Source organism: Stutzerimonas chloritidismutans (assembly GCF_020783375.1).
In the GTDB taxonomy this organism is placed as follows: domain Bacteria; phylum Pseudomonadota; class Gammaproteobacteria; order Pseudomonadales; family Pseudomonadaceae; genus Stutzerimonas; species Stutzerimonas kunmingensis.
This window is the reverse complement of record NZ_CP086067.1, coordinates 2,690,382-2,705,378: the sequence shown is the minus strand read 5'-3', so window position 1 is coordinate 2,705,378 and position 14,997 is coordinate 2,690,382. Positions and strand designations below refer to the sequence as shown.

The 14,997-nt window shown below is 59.9% G+C and carries 14 protein-coding genes and 2 tRNA genes; 10 read left to right on the top strand and 6 right to left on the bottom strand.

The genetic code is table 11. The annotated features are described in order from the left end of the window. Positions 1-36 precede the first annotated feature (36 nt). The 4 genes from LLJ08_RS12450 to LLJ08_RS12435 form a co-directional block, all read right to left on the bottom strand. Positions 37-810, bottom strand: a complete 774-nt coding sequence (locus LLJ08_RS12450; RefSeq protein WP_228207149.1) for a hypothetical protein — start codon at positions 808-810, stop codon at positions 37-39. A gap of 866 nt (positions 811-1,676) precedes the next feature. Then, positions 1,677-1,753, bottom strand: a tRNA-Met gene (locus LLJ08_RS12445). A 169-nt stretch (positions 1,754-1,922) separates the two neighbouring features. After that, a tRNA-Met gene (locus LLJ08_RS12440) sits at positions 1,923-1,999 on the bottom strand. Between the two features lie 65 nt (positions 2,000-2,064). Next, on the bottom strand, positions 2,065-2,247 hold the full coding sequence (locus tag LLJ08_RS12435; protein WP_228207148.1) for a hypothetical protein: 183 nt from the start codon (positions 2,245-2,247) through the stop codon (positions 2,065-2,067). 151 nt (positions 2,248-2,398) lie between these two features. On the opposite strand from LLJ08_RS12435, the gene LLJ08_RS12430 reads away from it, so the two are divergent. The 3 genes from LLJ08_RS12430 to LLJ08_RS12420 all read left to right on the top strand — a co-directional run bounded on the left by LLJ08_RS12430 (position 2,399) and on the right by LLJ08_RS12420 (position 4,102). Continuing rightward, positions 2,399-2,719, top strand: coding sequence for a hypothetical protein (locus LLJ08_RS12430; RefSeq protein ID WP_336512842.1), 321 nt, complete (start codon positions 2,399-2,401; stop codon positions 2,717-2,719). A gap of 28 nt (positions 2,720-2,747) precedes the next feature. Then, positions 2,748-3,047, top strand: a complete 300-nt coding sequence (locus LLJ08_RS12425) for a hypothetical protein (protein WP_181067285.1) — start codon at positions 2,748-2,750, stop codon at positions 3,045-3,047. Positions 3,048-3,127: 80 nt separating this feature from the next. Next, positions 3,128-4,102: a tRNA dihydrouridine synthase gene (locus LLJ08_RS12420; RefSeq protein ID WP_213574882.1), complete on the top strand. Its 975-nt coding sequence runs from the start codon at positions 3,128-3,130 to the stop codon at positions 4,100-4,102. Positions 4,103-4,107: 5 nt separating this feature from the next. On the opposite strand, the gene LLJ08_RS12415 is transcribed toward LLJ08_RS12420, so the two are convergent. Beyond that, entirely contained in the window at positions 4,108-4,854 is a 747-nt protein-coding gene (locus LLJ08_RS12415; protein ID WP_101275551.1) for an SDR family oxidoreductase, read from the bottom strand. 129 nt (positions 4,855-4,983) lie between these two features. On the opposite strand from LLJ08_RS12415, the gene LLJ08_RS12410 reads away from it, so the two are divergent. Next, positions 4,984-5,430, top strand: coding sequence for an Hsp20 family protein (locus LLJ08_RS12410; protein ID WP_218857829.1), 447 nt, complete (start codon positions 4,984-4,986; stop codon positions 5,428-5,430). A 57-nt stretch (positions 5,431-5,487) separates the two neighbouring features. Here LLJ08_RS12410 and LLJ08_RS12405 read toward each other — a convergent pair whose 3' ends face one another. Then, positions 5,488-6,363 carry a LysR family transcriptional regulator gene (locus tag LLJ08_RS12405; RefSeq protein ID WP_228207146.1) on the bottom strand — a complete coding sequence of 292 codons (876 nt, stop codon included), beginning with the start codon at positions 6,361-6,363 and terminating at the stop codon, positions 5,488-5,490. Between the two features lie 153 nt (positions 6,364-6,516). Here LLJ08_RS12405 and leuC point away from each other — a divergent pair, with 153 nt between their 5' ends. From leuC to LLJ08_RS12375, 6 genes are all read left to right on the top strand, one after another. After that, the gene (gene leuC / locus LLJ08_RS12400) at positions 6,517-7,944 is read left to right on the top strand and encodes a 3-isopropylmalate dehydratase large subunit (protein WP_023446358.1); all 1,428 of its coding nucleotides are present in this window, start codon (positions 6,517-6,519) and stop codon (positions 7,942-7,944) included. Between the two features lie 11 nt (positions 7,945-7,955). Beyond that, positions 7,956-8,603, top strand: coding sequence for a 3-isopropylmalate dehydratase small subunit (gene leuD, locus LLJ08_RS12395; RefSeq protein ID WP_003301356.1), 648 nt, complete (start codon positions 7,956-7,958; stop codon positions 8,601-8,603). Between the two features lie 96 nt (positions 8,604-8,699). After that, complete coding sequence (gene leuB / locus LLJ08_RS12390) at positions 8,700-9,782, top strand: 3-isopropylmalate dehydrogenase (protein WP_179484365.1); 1,083 nt, start codon at positions 8,700-8,702, stop codon at positions 9,780-9,782. Positions 9,783-9,836: 54 nt separating this feature from the next. Next, positions 9,837-10,949 carry an aspartate-semialdehyde dehydrogenase gene (gene asd / locus LLJ08_RS12385; RefSeq protein WP_228207145.1) on the top strand — a complete coding sequence of 371 codons (1,113 nt, stop codon included), beginning with the start codon at positions 9,837-9,839 and terminating at the stop codon, positions 10,947-10,949. Positions 10,950-11,084: 135 nt separating this feature from the next. After that, a complete protein-coding gene (locus tag LLJ08_RS12380; protein WP_228207144.1) occupies positions 11,085-12,095 on the top strand; it encodes an aspartate-semialdehyde dehydrogenase in 1,011 nt (336 codons plus the stop codon). A gap of 144 nt (positions 12,096-12,239) precedes the next feature. Continuing rightward, complete coding sequence (locus LLJ08_RS12375; RefSeq protein ID WP_228207143.1) at positions 12,240-14,996, top strand: FimV/HubP family polar landmark protein; 2,757 nt, start codon at positions 12,240-12,242, stop codon at positions 14,994-14,996. The last annotated feature ends 1 nt before the right edge of the window (position 14,997 follow it).

Here is a 14,997-nt window from a genome sequence, read left to right as displayed (position 1 = left end):
ATTCGGGGGTTATCGCTGGGTGCTACAGATGCGTGCTCAGACAGGTTGATGCGCGCCGATTGCGCTGGCCCGCCGTGCCCTGCGTTGGTTGTGCCTGAGGATCATTCGGGTCATCAGGCTGCCGGCGTGGGGATCGCCGTAGTGGAAGATGGCGGTAGCGCGCAGCTGCGCCGGATCACAAGGCTCGTTGGCATGCAGGGATCGGTAGCCCCAGAACAGGTAGAGATTGCCGGGTACCAGCTGCAGGCGCTGAGGCTTGAGCAGTCCGAGGCCTATCGCGCGGCTAATCAGCTTGCGACTCAACTTGTTCTGCAGCAGTGCTTTCTCCACCACGTTGACCAGTACGTACTTGCGAAGCTTGCGCAGATTGGGAAACAGCAGAAGATCGCCGCGCTGGTCGCCTTCCTGCGGGATTTCCACAGGTAGCAATGCCGTTACCAGAGAAGCATCGTAGTGAAAGCAGTTCGATTCCTTGCGTCCTGTCTGCCCCTGCACGCAGCGCATCACCAGGTAGATGCGCTTGCTTGGTGCCGCCTTGCCTGCGCCGAGCTGATACACGTCGTCCAGCAGCGACTGGAACTCCGGCGCGCTGCTCAACGTGGCAAGCAGCGAGCCCGCAACCTGTTCACCGTCGTGATGAGCGAAATATTCCCCGTGATGCTGTCGAGCCTGCTCGTGAACCTGCTCGCGCAGTTGAGTTAGTTGCAGATTGTTCAAGTAGCCGGGTATGCAGGCGTAGCCATTCTGATTGATATCCCGCGCAATCAATGCCTTGTCCTGATCTTCCGTTCCATAAAAGATTGTTGACACTGTAGTTCTCCCTGCGCAAAGGCGAGGCGAAACGGTTTGTCGAACCGCAGCTATTGCCGCGCCGCTGCTGATCGGCGTCCTGGGTGGGAATAAAGAATTACGGCGTAATGCCTGGCAGTAGCCTTTTAGCCTGTGACGAAAGTTAATGCCGGTCTAAAATATTCTTTTATTTAGACAAAGCTACCGCCATCGACTTATTTATATGTCGAGTTGAATAACTTGTACGTATTCCCCGTCATCTGCGATCGGCCAACGTCCGCGTGTGACCTTGAGAGAATCGGGCATGGCTACCGCACTCCGGGCACTCTGCGAGCCCCGGCTCTCTCAATGCTTATGGCGAACGAGCCCGCATCGCTTTATTAAAAGCGATACTAATCAGGCAGGGGGTTTAACTCTTGCGCCGCAAAACTTGACCTGTCCAGTTGGTCTTAAACTGCTCTGCAACGTATTGCTCCCTGTTGCGACTAGATATCCGTCATAACGTGAACCAAGTCAAGCTAGGGAGCCAAAAAAAAGTTGCGGATGGAGGTCGCGAGGTGTTTAGGAGAGCCAACTTATTGAGTTGAAAAGAGTTTTGTTTTTGACGCAGGCTGGCCTAGGGCTATCATCAATGGTTATAGCGAATGCAGTAATTAGCTCTAAGCTGAATAAACCATCTGCTGCTTTGCTGGCCATAAATGACGTATGCATAAACAAAGGGAATATAATTCCGACTATGCTGAGCAACTATTCCGATAAAGAGTTAATTCTACGGACCTGTTGTTACAAGACGCGGCTTACTGGCCGAAGAGGGGCGTTGGTCTGTCCGTGACAAAAAAGACGTGCAAACGAAAAAGGCCACTCGTCTGAGTGGCCTTTTCGTGATTTGGTTGCGGGAGCCGGATTTGAACCGACGACCTTCGGGTTATGAGCCCGACGAGCTACCAGACTGCTCCATCCCGCGTCTGTGGGGCGCATTCTACAGCCCGGTTACCCGTTGTCAATCAAAAGGAAGGAAAAAATCGTATTTCATTCAAAAGGTTAGCGAGTCCTGCAAGGTCTGCTGCCAACACGAGCGTCTCAGAGTTATGCGCACACAAAAAAAGGCCACTCATCTGAGTGGCCTTTTAAATTGGTTGCGGGAGCCGGATTTGAACCGACGACCTTCGGGTTATGAGCCCGACGAGCTACCAGACTGCTCCATCCCGCGACGCGCATTCTACAGCTTTAAACGCGGCTGTCACGGGTTTATTTGAAATCAGATTGAAATACCGGTCAGGCGTGCCATGAGGGCAGGGTGCCGGGAGCTGCTGGCTGGTGTGGCAGACACTGTTTGATTGCCGGGTGAGCCTGCGGCGGGTGATGGCGACGAGCGATCCTCATCATGCCCCAGAGCATGGAGAGCGCTACCGACAGCCAACCCAGGATCATCATCAGGAGTATCAGCGCAGGTTCCATCTGGAGCTTCCTCTTTGAATCCAATATTCGTCCTTGTGGTTGTGACCCCGCTCGCTAAAAGCGGTTCCGGCATGCCATCGGTCGCTCGCCGGCGCACTCCTTGGAATCGCCGCTGCCCAAGTATCAAGTGGATGATGCGGAGGTGTCGGACATGCGTATTCAGCTTGGTGTGCTGGTTGCAGCGCTTGCTTCAACAGTCAGCGCGCAGGATCTGGAACGACCGGTCGCTGATATCCCGTTGGCTCAGAACACGGGCGCGGCGGATCGCGGCGCCGCCGGCAATGGCTCGATGGGCATTGGCGGCGGTATCGACTATCTGGAGGATGACCAGGGCCAGTCTGAGGCAAGTGACGCATCCTCCAAGAAGCCAGCGGCGGAGCAGTACGACGACACGGCCGAACCCGGCCATGGTGGCAATGAGACCGACATGGAGCACCGTCGCCGTCCCAAATTGGAAAGACGTAGTGATTAACGCAGTCGTTCATCGATAGGAGGTAGCCATGAATCGGGCACTCACAGCGGTAACAGTATTGCTTCTGGCGGGTTCTGCGGGGGCGTACGCCGGTTCGGCGGAGAACGCCGATGACGCCCGTCGTCCGGGAGCTGCAAACGAAAGCTCAGTTGAATCGAGCGAGCGTTCCGACCAGCACAGCGAAAAGTCGGAAGGCCATGACAGTCGGGACCACAAGGCGCAGCAGGGCAGTGACCTGGGCACCATGGGAACGGGTAATACCGGAACCACAGGCGGCATGGGTGCTACCACGGGAACCGACACCATTGGCGGGACCATCGAGGAATAGCCCGCTACCGGCCACGCAACATTCATAAAGCGGTTGGGCATCCGTACAATGCCCAACCTTTCAACATCTATTGGCCTGGTATGCAGATCGCTTTGGCGCCCATGGAGGGGCTGGTCGACGAAATCCTTCGTGACGTTCTGACTCGGATGGGTGGTGTCGACTGGTGCGTCACCGAGTTCATCCGAGTTTCTGATCGTCTGCTGCCGCAAAGCAGCTTTCGCAAACTTGCCCCCGAATTGCAGACTGGCGCCATTACTCGCGCCGGCACCCCTGTGCGCGTTCAATTACTGGGCTCCGATCCTGCCTGTCTGGCTGATAATGCTGCCTATGCCTGCTCACTGGGTGCGCCTGCTATCGATCTGAATTTCGGCTGCCCGGCCAAGACGGTAAACAAATCGCGCGGTGGGGCCATCCTGCTCAGGGAGCCTGATTTGCTGCACGCCATCCTCTGTGAGGTACGGCGAACTGTGCCGGCGCACATCCCGGTCACCGCCAAGATGCGCCTGGGTTTCGACAGCCCGGACGGTGCACTCGATTGCGCTCGGGCGCTGGTGGACGGCGGGGCAGGTCAGTTGGTGGTGCATGCGCGAACGAAGGTCGAAGGCTACAAGCCGCCGGCGCATTGGGAATGGGTGGCTCGCGTGCAGGAAGTCGTCGTGGTGCCGGTATACGCCAACGGCGATATCTGGTCGCTAGAAGACTGGCGTCGCTGTCGAGAGGTCAGCGGCGCGGAGAACATCATGTTGGGCCGCGGCCTGGTTTCGAGGCCAGACCTGGCACGGCAGATCGCCGCCGCTGAACAGGGGCAAAGCATCGCCGAGATGAGCTGGGCAGAGTTTCAACCCACGCTGGTGGACTTCTGGCAGCAGGCGCGGGGCAAGATCGCACCACGCTATGCGCCCGGCAGACTGAAGCAGTGGCTGGCCTTGCTTACGCGCAACTACCCCGAGGCGGTGGCGCTGTTCGCCGCACTGCGCCGGGAGAATGATTGCGCGCGGATCGACGCGATGCTCGGCGTCGATACCGTCGGAATTCCGGTGGCGGCGCTGGGTTAGGCCGATCAGCGTCCGCCGCTGACGTCCAGCAACGCGCCGGTGGTATAGCTGGCGTGCTCACTGGCGAGCCAGAGTATGGCTTCGGCAACTTCCTCGGCTTTCCCGCCGCGCCCCATGGGCACGCTTGCCTTGACCCGCTCGATGCGATCCGGCTCGCCACCGCTTGCGTGAATCTCGGTATCGATCACGCCAGGTCGTACCGCATTCACCCGAATGCCTTCGCCGGCCACTTCCCTGGCCAGCCCGACCGTCATGCTGTCGATGGCGCCCTTGGCCGCGGCATAGTCGATGTACTCCCCAGGCGCGCCAAGTCGCGCGGCGATCGAGGACAGGTTGATGATCGAACCACCCTGGCCGCCATGCTGATTGGACATGCGCTTGATCGCCTCGCGTGCACATAGAAAGCTGCCGATGACATTAGCACCGAGCACGCGCGTCCAGCGGGCGGCGTCCATCTGCTCCAGGCGCATCTGCTGTTCGAGCATGCCGGCGTTGTTGACCAGCACATCGAGGCGGCCGAACTCGCGATCAATCATCTCGAACATCTGCACCACCTGACCCTCGTCGGCGACATCAGCCTTGACCGTGATTGCCGATACGCCCGCAGCGTGGACCTGTTCGAGCACCTGTTTCACCGCGTCTTCGCGTTGGTGATAGTTGAGGCACAGTGCGTAGCCCTGGTGGGCCGCCAGCCGGGCAGTGGCGGCGCCGATACCACGACTGGCACCTGTGATCAGCATGACTCTGGACATGGTGTTACCTCTCGTCGGCAGGCTCATTTTTGGTGCCTTGAAATCTGCATAACGGTTCCTATCTAGGGCTCAGCGGGATGCCGAAGTCGGGTCCCGCCAGTTTCAACTCGCTGATTCAGGAGGTTTATCATGAGTTCGTTCCCCATGGCCCCTCTGTTCCGGCAATCCGTGGGCTTCGATCGTTTCAATGACCTGTTCGAGTCCGCGCTGCGCAACGACACCGGCAGCTCGTATCCACCCTATAACATCGAGAAACACGGTGACGACCAGTATCGAATCGTGGTCGCGGCCGCCGGCTTCGAGGAGTCCGACCTCGATCTGCAGGTCGAGCGCAGTGTGCTGACCATCAGTGGCGGGCGGCGCGAAAGCGAGGCCGACAATGTCACCTATCTGCATCAGGGCATCGCTCAGCGGGCGTTCAAGTTGTCGTTCCGGCTAGCCGACCACATCGAGGTGAAAGGCGCTGCGCTGAACAGTGGCCTGCTCAACATCGACCTGGAGCGCGTGGTGCCGGAAGAGGCCAAGCCCAAGCGCATCCCGATCAATGCCGATCAGCGACCCGCGCTGGAGGGTTGATCTGCAAGAAAGCGAAGGGCGCCATAGGGCGCCCTTTCTTGTAGTTGTCTCGTCTGGTTAGTCACCGCGTTCAGCATCCAGCAGCGCCATGAAGGCTCTGGCCGCATTGGACAGGGTGCGTTCCCTGTGCACGATGTAGCCAAGGTGCCGGGTCAGCTGAATGCCTGGTAGAGGCAGGCTGACCACCTGTTCGTCGAGCATGCTGCGCGGTAACACGCTCCAGGCAATGCCGATGGAGACCATCATCTTGATGGTCTCCATATAGTTGGTGCTCATGGTGATATTGGGCGTCAGGCCCTCACGCTCGAACAGTCGCTGGGCGATGTGGTGAGTGAAGGTGTTGCCGCCGGGAAAGACGGCAGGATGGCCGGCGACATCGGCCAGACGAATATCCGCCTTGCCCGCCAGCGGGTGCTCGGGCGCGACAACGAAATCCAGCGGGTCGTCCCATACCTTCATTGCCCGGACCGGCTCGGCAGTCTGCGGCGCCAGGGTGATGACCGCCAGTTCGGCGCGGCCATGCAGCACTTCGTCGTAGGCGACTTCCGAATCGAGAAAGCGAATATCCAGGCTGACCTGCGAATAAGCGCGGGTGAACGCGCGTAGCAAGGGCGGCAGGCGGTGCAGGCCGATGTGATGGCTGGTCGCCAGGCTCAGCCGGCCGCCAATGTCGCCGTTGAGGTTGGTCAAGGCGCGGCGGGTGTCGTCCAGTACATTCAAAATCTGATAGGCCCGCGGCAGCAGGGCTCTTCCTGCCTCGGTCAGGCCAATCTCGCGGCCGAGCCGGTCGAACAGGCGCACGTCCAGCTGCGATTCCAACGCGGCAATGCGTTTGCTGACCGCGGGCTGGGTCAGATGCAGGCGCTCCGCGGCCAAGGAAAAGCTGCCCGTTTCCGCGATGGCGATAAAGGCATTGAGGTTGGCCAGGTCCATGAACGATCTCTATCCGTTGATGATTCGGATTCCTGTAGGGAATGCTTGGGATGAAAAATATGAATTTGAGTAATTGAATGCAAGTCCCTAGCATCGTCCCCATAAGCGCAAGGGCTATTCGCCCCGCATAGAAAGCAGATGAGGAAAAGTCCGATGGCCGGCAAGACGCTCTACGACAAGCTCTGGGAAATGCACGAGGTGAAACGTCGCGACGATGGTTCGTCGCTGATCTACATCGACCGCCACATCCTGCATGAAGTGACTTCGCCACAAGCGTTCGAAGGTCTGCGTCTGGCCAATCGCAAGCCATGGCGTATCGACGCCAATATCGCCACGCCGGACCACAACGTGCCGACCACCAAGGGCGAGCGTCAGGGCGGCCTGGAAGCTATCGCCGACGAGGTCTCGCGCATCCAGGTGCAGACGCTGGACGAGAACTGCGATGACTTCGGCATCCTCGAATTCAAGATGAACGACGTGCGTCAGGGCATCGTCCACGTCATCGGCCCGGAGCAGGGCGCGACACTGCCCGGCATGACCGTGGTTTGCGGTGATTCGCATACCTCCACCCACGGCGCCTTCGGCGCGCTGGCCCACGGCATCGGCACCTCCGAGGTCGAGCATGTGCTCGCCACCCAGTGCCTGGTCGCCAAGAAGATGAAGAACATGCAGGTGCGCGTCGAAGGCAAGTTGCCGTTCGGCGTCACCGCGAAGGACATCGTGCTGGCGGTGATTGGCAAGATCGGCACCGCTGGCGGTAACGGCCATGCCCTGGAATTCGCCGGCAGCGCGATTCGCGATCTGTCCATGGAAGGGCGCATGACCATCTGCAACATGTCCATCGAAGCCGGTGCCCGCGTAGGCATGGTGGCGGTGGATGAAAAGACCATCGCCTACGTCGAAGGGCGTCCGTTCGCGCCGAAGGGCGACGACTGGGACAAGGCGGTCGAGCTGTGGAAAGGCCTGGTCTCCGATGTCGACGCGGTGTTCGACACCGTCGTCGAGCTCAAGGCCGAGGACATCAAGCCGCAGGTCAGCTGGGGCACTTCGCCGGAAATGGTGCTGGCTGTCGATCAGAGCGTGCCGGACCCCGCCGCCGAAGCCGACCCGGTCAAGCGCGATTCCATCGTTCGTGCGCTGAAGTACATGGGCCTGGCGGCCAACCAGCCGATCACCGATATCAAGCTGGATCGCGTGTTCATTGGTTCCTGCACCAACTCGCGGATCGAGGACCTGCGTGCCGCGGCTGAGGTCGCCAAAGGGCGCAAGGTGGCGGCGAACGTCAAGCAGGCCATGGTGGTGCCGGGCTCCGGCCTGGTGAAGCAGCAGGCCGAGGCTGAAGGGTTGGACAAGATCTTCGTCGAGGCTGGCTTCGAGTGGCGCGAACCGGGCTGCTCCATGTGCCTGGCGATGAACCCGGACAAGCTGGGCAGCGGCGAGCATTGCGCCTCGACTTCCAACCGCAACTTCGAGGGGCGTCAGGGCGCTGGTGGCCGCACACACCTGGTCAGCCCGGCCATGGCGGCCGCTGCGGCGGTAACCGGCCATTTCATCGATGTACGCGAACTGGTCCAGGCCTGAGGAGATAACGGATGAAAGCCTTTACCCAACACACCGGCCTGGTCTGTCCGCTGGATCGTGCCAACGTCGATACCGATCAGATCATTCCGAAGCAGTTTCTCAAGTCCATCAAGCGCACCGGCTTTGGCCCTAATCTGTTCGATGAGTGGCGCTACCTGGACGTCGGCCAGCCGAATCAGGATTGTTCGCAGCGTCCGGTGAACAAGGACTTCGTGCTGAACTTCCCGCGCTACCAGGGCGCCAGCGTGCTGCTGGCGCGTGAGAACTTCGGCTGCGGCTCCTCCCGCGAGCATGCGCCGTGGGCCCTGGAGGAGTACGGTTTCCGTACGATCATCGCGCCGAGCTTTGCCGACATTTTCTACAACAACAGCTTCAAGAACGGCCTGCTGCCGATCGTGCTGAAGGAAGAGGAAGTCGATGAGCTGTTCGCACAGGCCGAAGCCAACGAAGGCTACCAGCTGACCGTGGACCTCGCTGCGCAGGTCGTGACACGCCCGGACGGCAAGCAGTACGACTTTGAAGTCGATGCCTTCCGCAAGCACTGCCTGCTCAACGGCCTCGACGATATCGGCCTGACGCTGCAAGACGCGGACGCGATCAAGGCGTTCGAAACCCGTCACCAGCAGAGCCAGCCATGGCTGTTCGGCGCCATCAAGTGAGATAAGGGCAGGGTGGATGATGCGTCATCCATCCACTTGCAGGGTTTCGGTGGATGAACACAACGGCGTCCACCCAAGTGAAAATCGAGGAATGTGATGAGCAAACAGATTCTGGTTCTGCCCGGTGATGGTATCGGCCCGGAGATCATGGCCGAGGCGGTCAAGGTTCTGCAGCTGGCCAATGACAAGTTCCAGCTGGACTTCGAGCTGAGCTATGACGAGTTGGGTGGCGCAGCGGTCGACAAATATGGCGTGCCGCTGGCCGACGAAACCCTTGGGCGTGCACGTGCCGCCGATGCCATTCTGCTTGGCGCGGTGGGAGGCCCGAAGTGGGACAAGATCGATCCGGCCATTCGTCCCGAGCGCGGTCTGCTGAAGATTCGCTCCGAGCTGGGGCTGTTCGGTAACCTGCGTCCGGCACTGCTCTACCCGCAACTGGCCGATGCGTCGTCGCTGAAGCCTGAGATCGTGGCCGGTCTGGATATCCTCATCGTTCGCGAGTTGACCGGCGGCATCTATTTCGGCAAGCCGCGCGAAAGCAAGGTGCTGGAGAACGGTGAGCGCATGGCGTACGACACGCTGCCGTACAGTGAAAGCGAAATCCGTCGCATCGCCAAGGTCGGCTTCGACATGGCGATGGTGCGCAACAAGAAGCTCTGTTCGGTGGACAAGGCCAACGTGCTGGCGTCTAGCCAGCTGTGGCGTGCTGTGGTCGAGGAAGTGGCCAAGGACTATCCCGAGATCGAGCTGAGCCACATGTACGTCGACAATGCGGCAATGCAACTGGTGCGCGCACCGAAGCAGTTCGACGTGATCGTCACCGACAACATGTTTGGCGACATCCTCTCCGACGAGGCATCGATGCTGACCGGTTCCATTGGCATGCTGCCGTCCGCCTCGCTGGATGCGGGCAACAAGGGCATGTACGAGCCGTGCCACGGTTCAGCGCCGGATATCGCTGGCCAGGGCATCGCCAATCCGTTGGCGACCATCCTGTCCGTTTCGATGATGCTGCGTTACAGCTTCAATCAGGTAGCGGCAGCCGATGCCATCGAGCAGGCGGTGAGTGATGTGCTCGATCAGGGCCTGCGTACCGGTGATATCTGGTCGGAAGGCTGTACCAAGGTCGGTACTCAGGCGATGGGCGATGCAGTAGTCGCGGCCCTCGCGAAGTTGTAATCTTCTGGCCCGCCTTAATCTGCGCGGGCCACTTTTTCTATAGGTGTAGTTGCGATGAAACGTGTAGGTCTGATCGGTTGGCGCGGTATGGTCGGTTCCGTGCTCATGCAGCGGATGCTGGAAGAGCGGGATTTCGACCTGATCGAGCCCGTGTTCTTCACCACTTCCAATGTCGGCGGCCAGGGCCCCGATATTGGCAAGGAAACCACTGCGCTGAAGGACGCCTACAGCATCGACGAGCTGAAAGGCCTTGATGTGATCCTGACCTGTCAGGGCGGCGACTACACCAATGAAGTCTTCCCCAAGCTGCGTGAAGCGGGCTGGCAGGGCTACTGGATCGACGCGGCGTCCTCGCTGCGTATGCAGGACGATGCGGTGATCGTGCTCGATCCGGTGAACCGTCGCGTGATCGACCAGCAACTGGATGCCGGCACCAAGAACTACATCGGCGGCAACTGCACCGTCAGCCTGGCGCTGATGGGTCTTGGCGGTCTGTTCGAAGCCGGGCTGGTCGAGTGGATGAGCGCGATGACCTATCAGGCAGCCTCCGGCGCCGGCGCGCAGAACATGCGCGAACTGATCAAGCAGATGGGTGCAATCAATGCGGCCGTGGCCGATGATCTAGCCAATCCCGCCAGCGCGATCCTAGACATCGACCGTAAGGTGGCTGAAACCCAGCGCAGCGAAGCATTCCCGGTCGACAATTTCGGCGTGCCGCTGGCCGGCAGCCTGATTCCTTACATCGACAAGGAGTTGCCGAATGGGCAGAGTCGCGAAGAGTGGAAGGCGCAGGCTGAGACCAACAAGATCCTTGGTCGATTCAAGAGTCCGATCCCCGTTGACGGCATCTGCGTGCGCGTGGGTGCTATGCGTTGCCACAGCCAGGCGCTGACCATCAAGCTGAACAAGGATGTGCCGATCTCTGATATCGAAGGGCTGATCAGCCAGCACAATCCCTGGGTCAAGCTGGTGCCGAATCATCGTGATGCCAGCATGCAGGAGCTGAGTCCGGCCGCAGTCACCGGAACGCTAAGCGTGCCGGTCGGCCGTCTGCGCAAGCTCAACATGGGCTCGCACTACCTGGGCGCGTTCACCGTGGGCGACCAGCTGCTGTGGGGCGCCGCGGAGCCGCTGCGGCGCATGCTGCGTATCCTGCTGGAGCGTTGATGCGCTCTCGATGAAGCGCCAGACGCCGCGACTTGTTCGCGGCGTTTTCGTTTATGCGATGTGCCGCTCGGCGGCGCTGGTTGCAGTGGTCTGCCATTTCGCTACAGTGCCGGTCCTTAGTGCGTGGAGGTGACGATGCCCACAGGTGTCGGTGTTGCGGTCGTAGGTGCGGTCAGCCTGGTAGGCGAAGCACTGGTCGAGGTGCTCGAGGAGCGGACGTTTCCGGTTGCCGAGCTGTATCTGTTGGGTGACAGCGAGGATGTCGGGCACACGGTGCCATTCAAGGGCCGGAATCTGCGTGTAGGCGAGGCGGATCGCTTCGACTTCAATCGGGCGCAGCTGGTGTTTCTGGTCGGTGCTTCGGAATTGGTGAGCGAGTGCCACGTCAAGGCAGTAGCGGCAGGCTGCCGAATCGTCGATCTGTCAGGCTCGATTCCCGTCGAGCAACAGCTTTGCGTGGTCCCAGAGGTTAACGGCGGGCTGCTCGATTCGTTGCCCGATCAGCGCGCCATTGCCAGTCCACTGCCTGAAGCGGTCGCCCTGGCCATTGCATTGAAGCCGATCCGGCAACAGCTGGATTTGCGTCGCGTGAGTGTTACAGCCTGTTTGCCGGTATCAAGTCGTGGTGCGGCGGGCGTGAAGGAGCTTGCCCGGCAGACATCCGAATTGCTCAATGCGCGCCCTTTGGAGCCCCGAATATTCGGCCGGCAGATGGCTTTCAATATGCTCGCACAAGCCGAGGCGGTCGACGCGCAAGGATATGGAGCGCAGGAACGGCGTCTGGTTGAAGAGCTTCGTCAGCTCCTGGATATGCCTGAACTCGCCGTCTCTGTTACGTTCGTTCAAGCTCCGGTGTTCTTCGGAGAGAGCCTCATCGTCTCGTTGCAGGGTGGCGTCGAGGCCGATATGCCAGCGCTGTCTGCGGCTCTCGACGCGGCGCCAGGGGTTGAGCTGGTGGAGTCGGATGACTATCCGACAGCGGTTGGTGACGCAGTCGGGCAGGAGGCGATCTATGTTGGAAGACTTCGTCGAGGCATCTGCGATCCACGGGAAGTCAATTTGTGGATTGTGTCTGATAACGTGCGAAAAGGCGCGGCACTAAACGCTGTGCAGTCTGGTGAGTTGTTGATAAAAGACTATCTGTAAAAGATACTTACTGGTAATTCAAAGAATATTTCTAGCCGATGCGCTGAACGGCTTATCGCTGATGGGGAGCCACCGCCAGGTGGCGCGGGCAGTGACATAAGACCCTCTCGTAGTTCGAGAAAAAGATAAACAAGGGATTAAATAATGGTTCGGGTTCGCAATCTGGTGCTGGCAATCGCGGCTGCTACCGCGCTGACTACAGAAATGGCCCACGCGCTTGGGTTGGGAGAGGTCACGCTTCAGTCGTCATTGAATCAACCGCTGATCGCGGAAATCGAGCTGCTGGATGCAAACAGCCTGGCGCCCGGGGAGGTGATCCCGGTATTGGCCTCGCTCGAAGAATTCAATCGCGCCGGTATTGATCGCCAGTACTTTCTGACGGACCTGAAATTCACTCCAGTGCTGCGTCCGAACGGAAAGAGCGTCATTCAGGTTTCGTCCAGCAAGCCGGTACGCGAACCCTATCTCAATTTTCTCGTAGAGGTGCTCTGGCCCAGTGGGCGCCTGCTCCGTGAGTACACCCTGCTGCTCGATCCGCCACTCTATTCACCGGAAACCGCAGCGGCCGCAGCACCGCAGTTGCCCATTTCCGCTCCGTCCCGAACAGTAGAGCCAGTACGCTCTGCGCCAGCTCGTCCGTCTACAACGCGCTCGACCGCAGTTCAGCCGGTAAGCGCGCCGCAGAGCGGCGGTAGCGAGTACAAGACTTCTGCGCGCGACACTCTCTGGGAGATCGCGGAGCGCAATCGTCGCAATGGAACGGTTCATCAGGCGATGCTGGCTATTCAGGATCTCAATCCTGATGCTTTCATTGGCGGCAATATCAACCGGATGAAGAGCGGGCAGGTACTTCGTCTGCCGGATGCCGAGCAGATATCGACTCGCTCTCAGGCCGAAGCGATCGCTCAGGTCGCGGAGCAGAACGCGGCATGGCGACAGGGTAGTGGTGGCGCGGTTGCAGGCGCTCGCCAACTGGACGCGACCCGTCGTACTGAAGCTGGAGCAGCACCGTCGCGTAGCGAGTCTCGTGACAGCCTCCGCCTGGTGGCGGCTGATGCGGGCAAGGAAACTGCCGGCTCCGACACCGGGTCTGCCGAAGGCGGCCAGGCCTTGCGTGACAAGCTGGCGGTGACCCAGGAGAGTCTGGACTCCAGCCGTCGTGAGAACGACGACCTCAAGGATCGTCTGAATGATCTACAGGGGCAGCTGGAAAAGCTGCAACGGCTTATGCAGCTCAAGGATGACCAGCTTGCCAAGCTGCAGGCCCAGGTCGGTGCCGAAGGCCAGGCCCCGGCGCTGGACGCCAACGCCAACGCCAGCCAGCCTGCTGCCGCAAAAACAGAGCCCCAGGCAACTGAAGGTAGCACGCAAGAGCCGGCCCGCGCTGACGGTGACACCCCGGCTGATTCTGCTGTTGATACCCGGCAGGAACCTGCTCCAGTCGTTGCTCCGGCACCGGCCGAGCAGTCTGCGGCGTCCAAGCCTGCTGCAAAGCCAGCCAGCCCAGCGAAACCGGTCGCACCTGTTGTTGAGCCTGAGCCCAAGAGCCTGATTGACGATCTGCTGTCCAACACTTTGCTGCTCGGTGTCGTCGGCGGTAGTGCCCTGTTGCTGTTGCTGCTGGGTCTGATGGCTCTTTCGCGCCGCAATGCGATGAAAGAGGCGGAGCTGCAGGAAAGTCTGATGGCGGATGACACGGTCGACGATCTGCGAGTGGAATCGCCAGCGTACGTCGATCTGGGACAGGAGCATCAACTTGAACCAACTTCCTTCCATGCCGACGCTCCGGCTGCGTCGGATGAGCTGACTTCCACTACAGGTGATGCATTGGCCGAGGCGGACATCTACATCGCTTACGGCCGCTTCAATCAGGCTGCAGAACTGCTACAAAACGCCCTTAATGACGAGCCTCAGCGGAGCGATCTGCGGCTGAAGCTGATGGAAGTGTATGCGGAGCTTGGCAATCGCGATGGCTTCGCCCGTGAAGAAGCTGAGCTACGTGAAATCGGCGGTGCTACCACCGAAGTCGAACAGCTGAAGTACAAGTATCCCGCCATGGCCGCGGCGATCGGAGGCTCGGCAGCTGTCACCGCCACTCATATGGACATGGACAGCCTCGACCTTGATGATCTGCAGCTCGACGAGCCGGCCGCGCCGGCGGCAGGGCAGGATCTGGACGATGCATTCGACCTCAGCCTGGATGACCTGGACATCGATCTGAACGAGGAGCGTCCGGCTGCACCTGCGGACGACTCTTTGGACTTCGACGACCTGACGCTGGATGAGCCGGTTACCGAGCGTGAGGCCTCGCCTGCAGCCAGCGATTTCTCCTTCGATCTCGCAGAAGATAAGTCTGCGCAAGAGGCCGAGCAGGACGATCTTTCCGATTTCTCGTTCGATCTGGACAGCGACAAAGGAGCGGAGCAAGCCCCCACAGAGTTTTCGCTCAATCTCGACGAGGAGCCGGTTGAAGGTCCTGCCGCGTTTGAAAGTGATGATCTCGATTTCGAACTGTCGGAGCCTGTAGCGAATCCGAGCGACGATTTGCCCGAAGGGTTCGATATTTCGCTGGATGAGCCCGAGTTTGAGGCGCAACCGGAAACCTTTGCCGACAAGCTGAACGAGGTGGAGGCTGATCTGGATGATCTGTCCAAGGAACTGGAGGAGCCGGCCACTGCTCCTGCTGACAACTTGGCTACGACTGACGCCGACGGCGGTGGGGAGGACGACTTCGATTTCTTCTCCGACACCGACGAAACTACCACCAAGCTGGATCTCGCCAGAGCCTATATCGACATGGGCGACGCTGAAGGTGCACGCGACATCCTGGATGAAGTGATTTCCGAGGGTAGCGATGTCCAGCAGCAAGAGGCGCGAGAAATGCTCGCCAAACTAGCCTGAT

Bases quoted from the DNA above. Each gene is read 5' to 3' on its own strand.
- LLJ08_RS12410 (WP_218857829.1), top strand. From the start codon at position 4,984: ATGAGTTCGTTCCCCATGGCCCCTCTGTTCCGGCAATCCGTGGGCTTC.
- leuC (WP_023446358.1), top strand. From the start codon at position 6,517: ATGGCCGGCAAGACGCTCTACGACAAGCTCTGGGAAATGCACGAGGTG.
- LLJ08_RS12405 (WP_228207146.1), bottom strand. From the start codon at position 6,363: ATGGACCTGGCCAACCTCAATGCCTTTATCGCCATCGCGGAAACGGGC.
- LLJ08_RS12425 (WP_181067285.1), top strand. From the start codon at position 2,748: ATGAATCGGGCACTCACAGCGGTAACAGTATTGCTTCTGGCGGGTTCT.
- LLJ08_RS12420 (WP_213574882.1), top strand. From the start codon at position 3,128: ATGCAGATCGCTTTGGCGCCCATGGAGGGGCTGGTCGACGAAATCCTT.
- LLJ08_RS12435 (WP_228207148.1), bottom strand. From the start codon at position 2,247: ATGGAACCTGCGCTGATACTCCTGATGATGATCCTGGGTTGGCTGTCG.
- asd (WP_228207145.1), top strand. From the start codon at position 9,837: ATGAAACGTGTAGGTCTGATCGGTTGGCGCGGTATGGTCGGTTCCGTG.
- LLJ08_RS12415 (WP_101275551.1), bottom strand. From the start codon at position 4,854: ATGTCCAGAGTCATGCTGATCACAGGTGCCAGTCGTGGTATCGGCGCC.
- leuD (WP_003301356.1), top strand. From the start codon at position 7,956: ATGAAAGCCTTTACCCAACACACCGGCCTGGTCTGTCCGCTGGATCGT.
- LLJ08_RS12380 (WP_228207144.1), top strand. From the start codon at position 11,085: ATGCCCACAGGTGTCGGTGTTGCGGTCGTAGGTGCGGTCAGCCTGGTA.
- LLJ08_RS12430 (WP_336512842.1), top strand. From the start codon at position 2,399: ATGCGTATTCAGCTTGGTGTGCTGGTTGCAGCGCTTGCTTCAACAGTC.
- leuB (WP_179484365.1), top strand. From the start codon at position 8,700: ATGAGCAAACAGATTCTGGTTCTGCCCGGTGATGGTATCGGCCCGGAG.
- LLJ08_RS12375 (WP_228207143.1), top strand. From the start codon at position 12,240: ATGGTTCGGGTTCGCAATCTGGTGCTGGCAATCGCGGCTGCTACCGCG.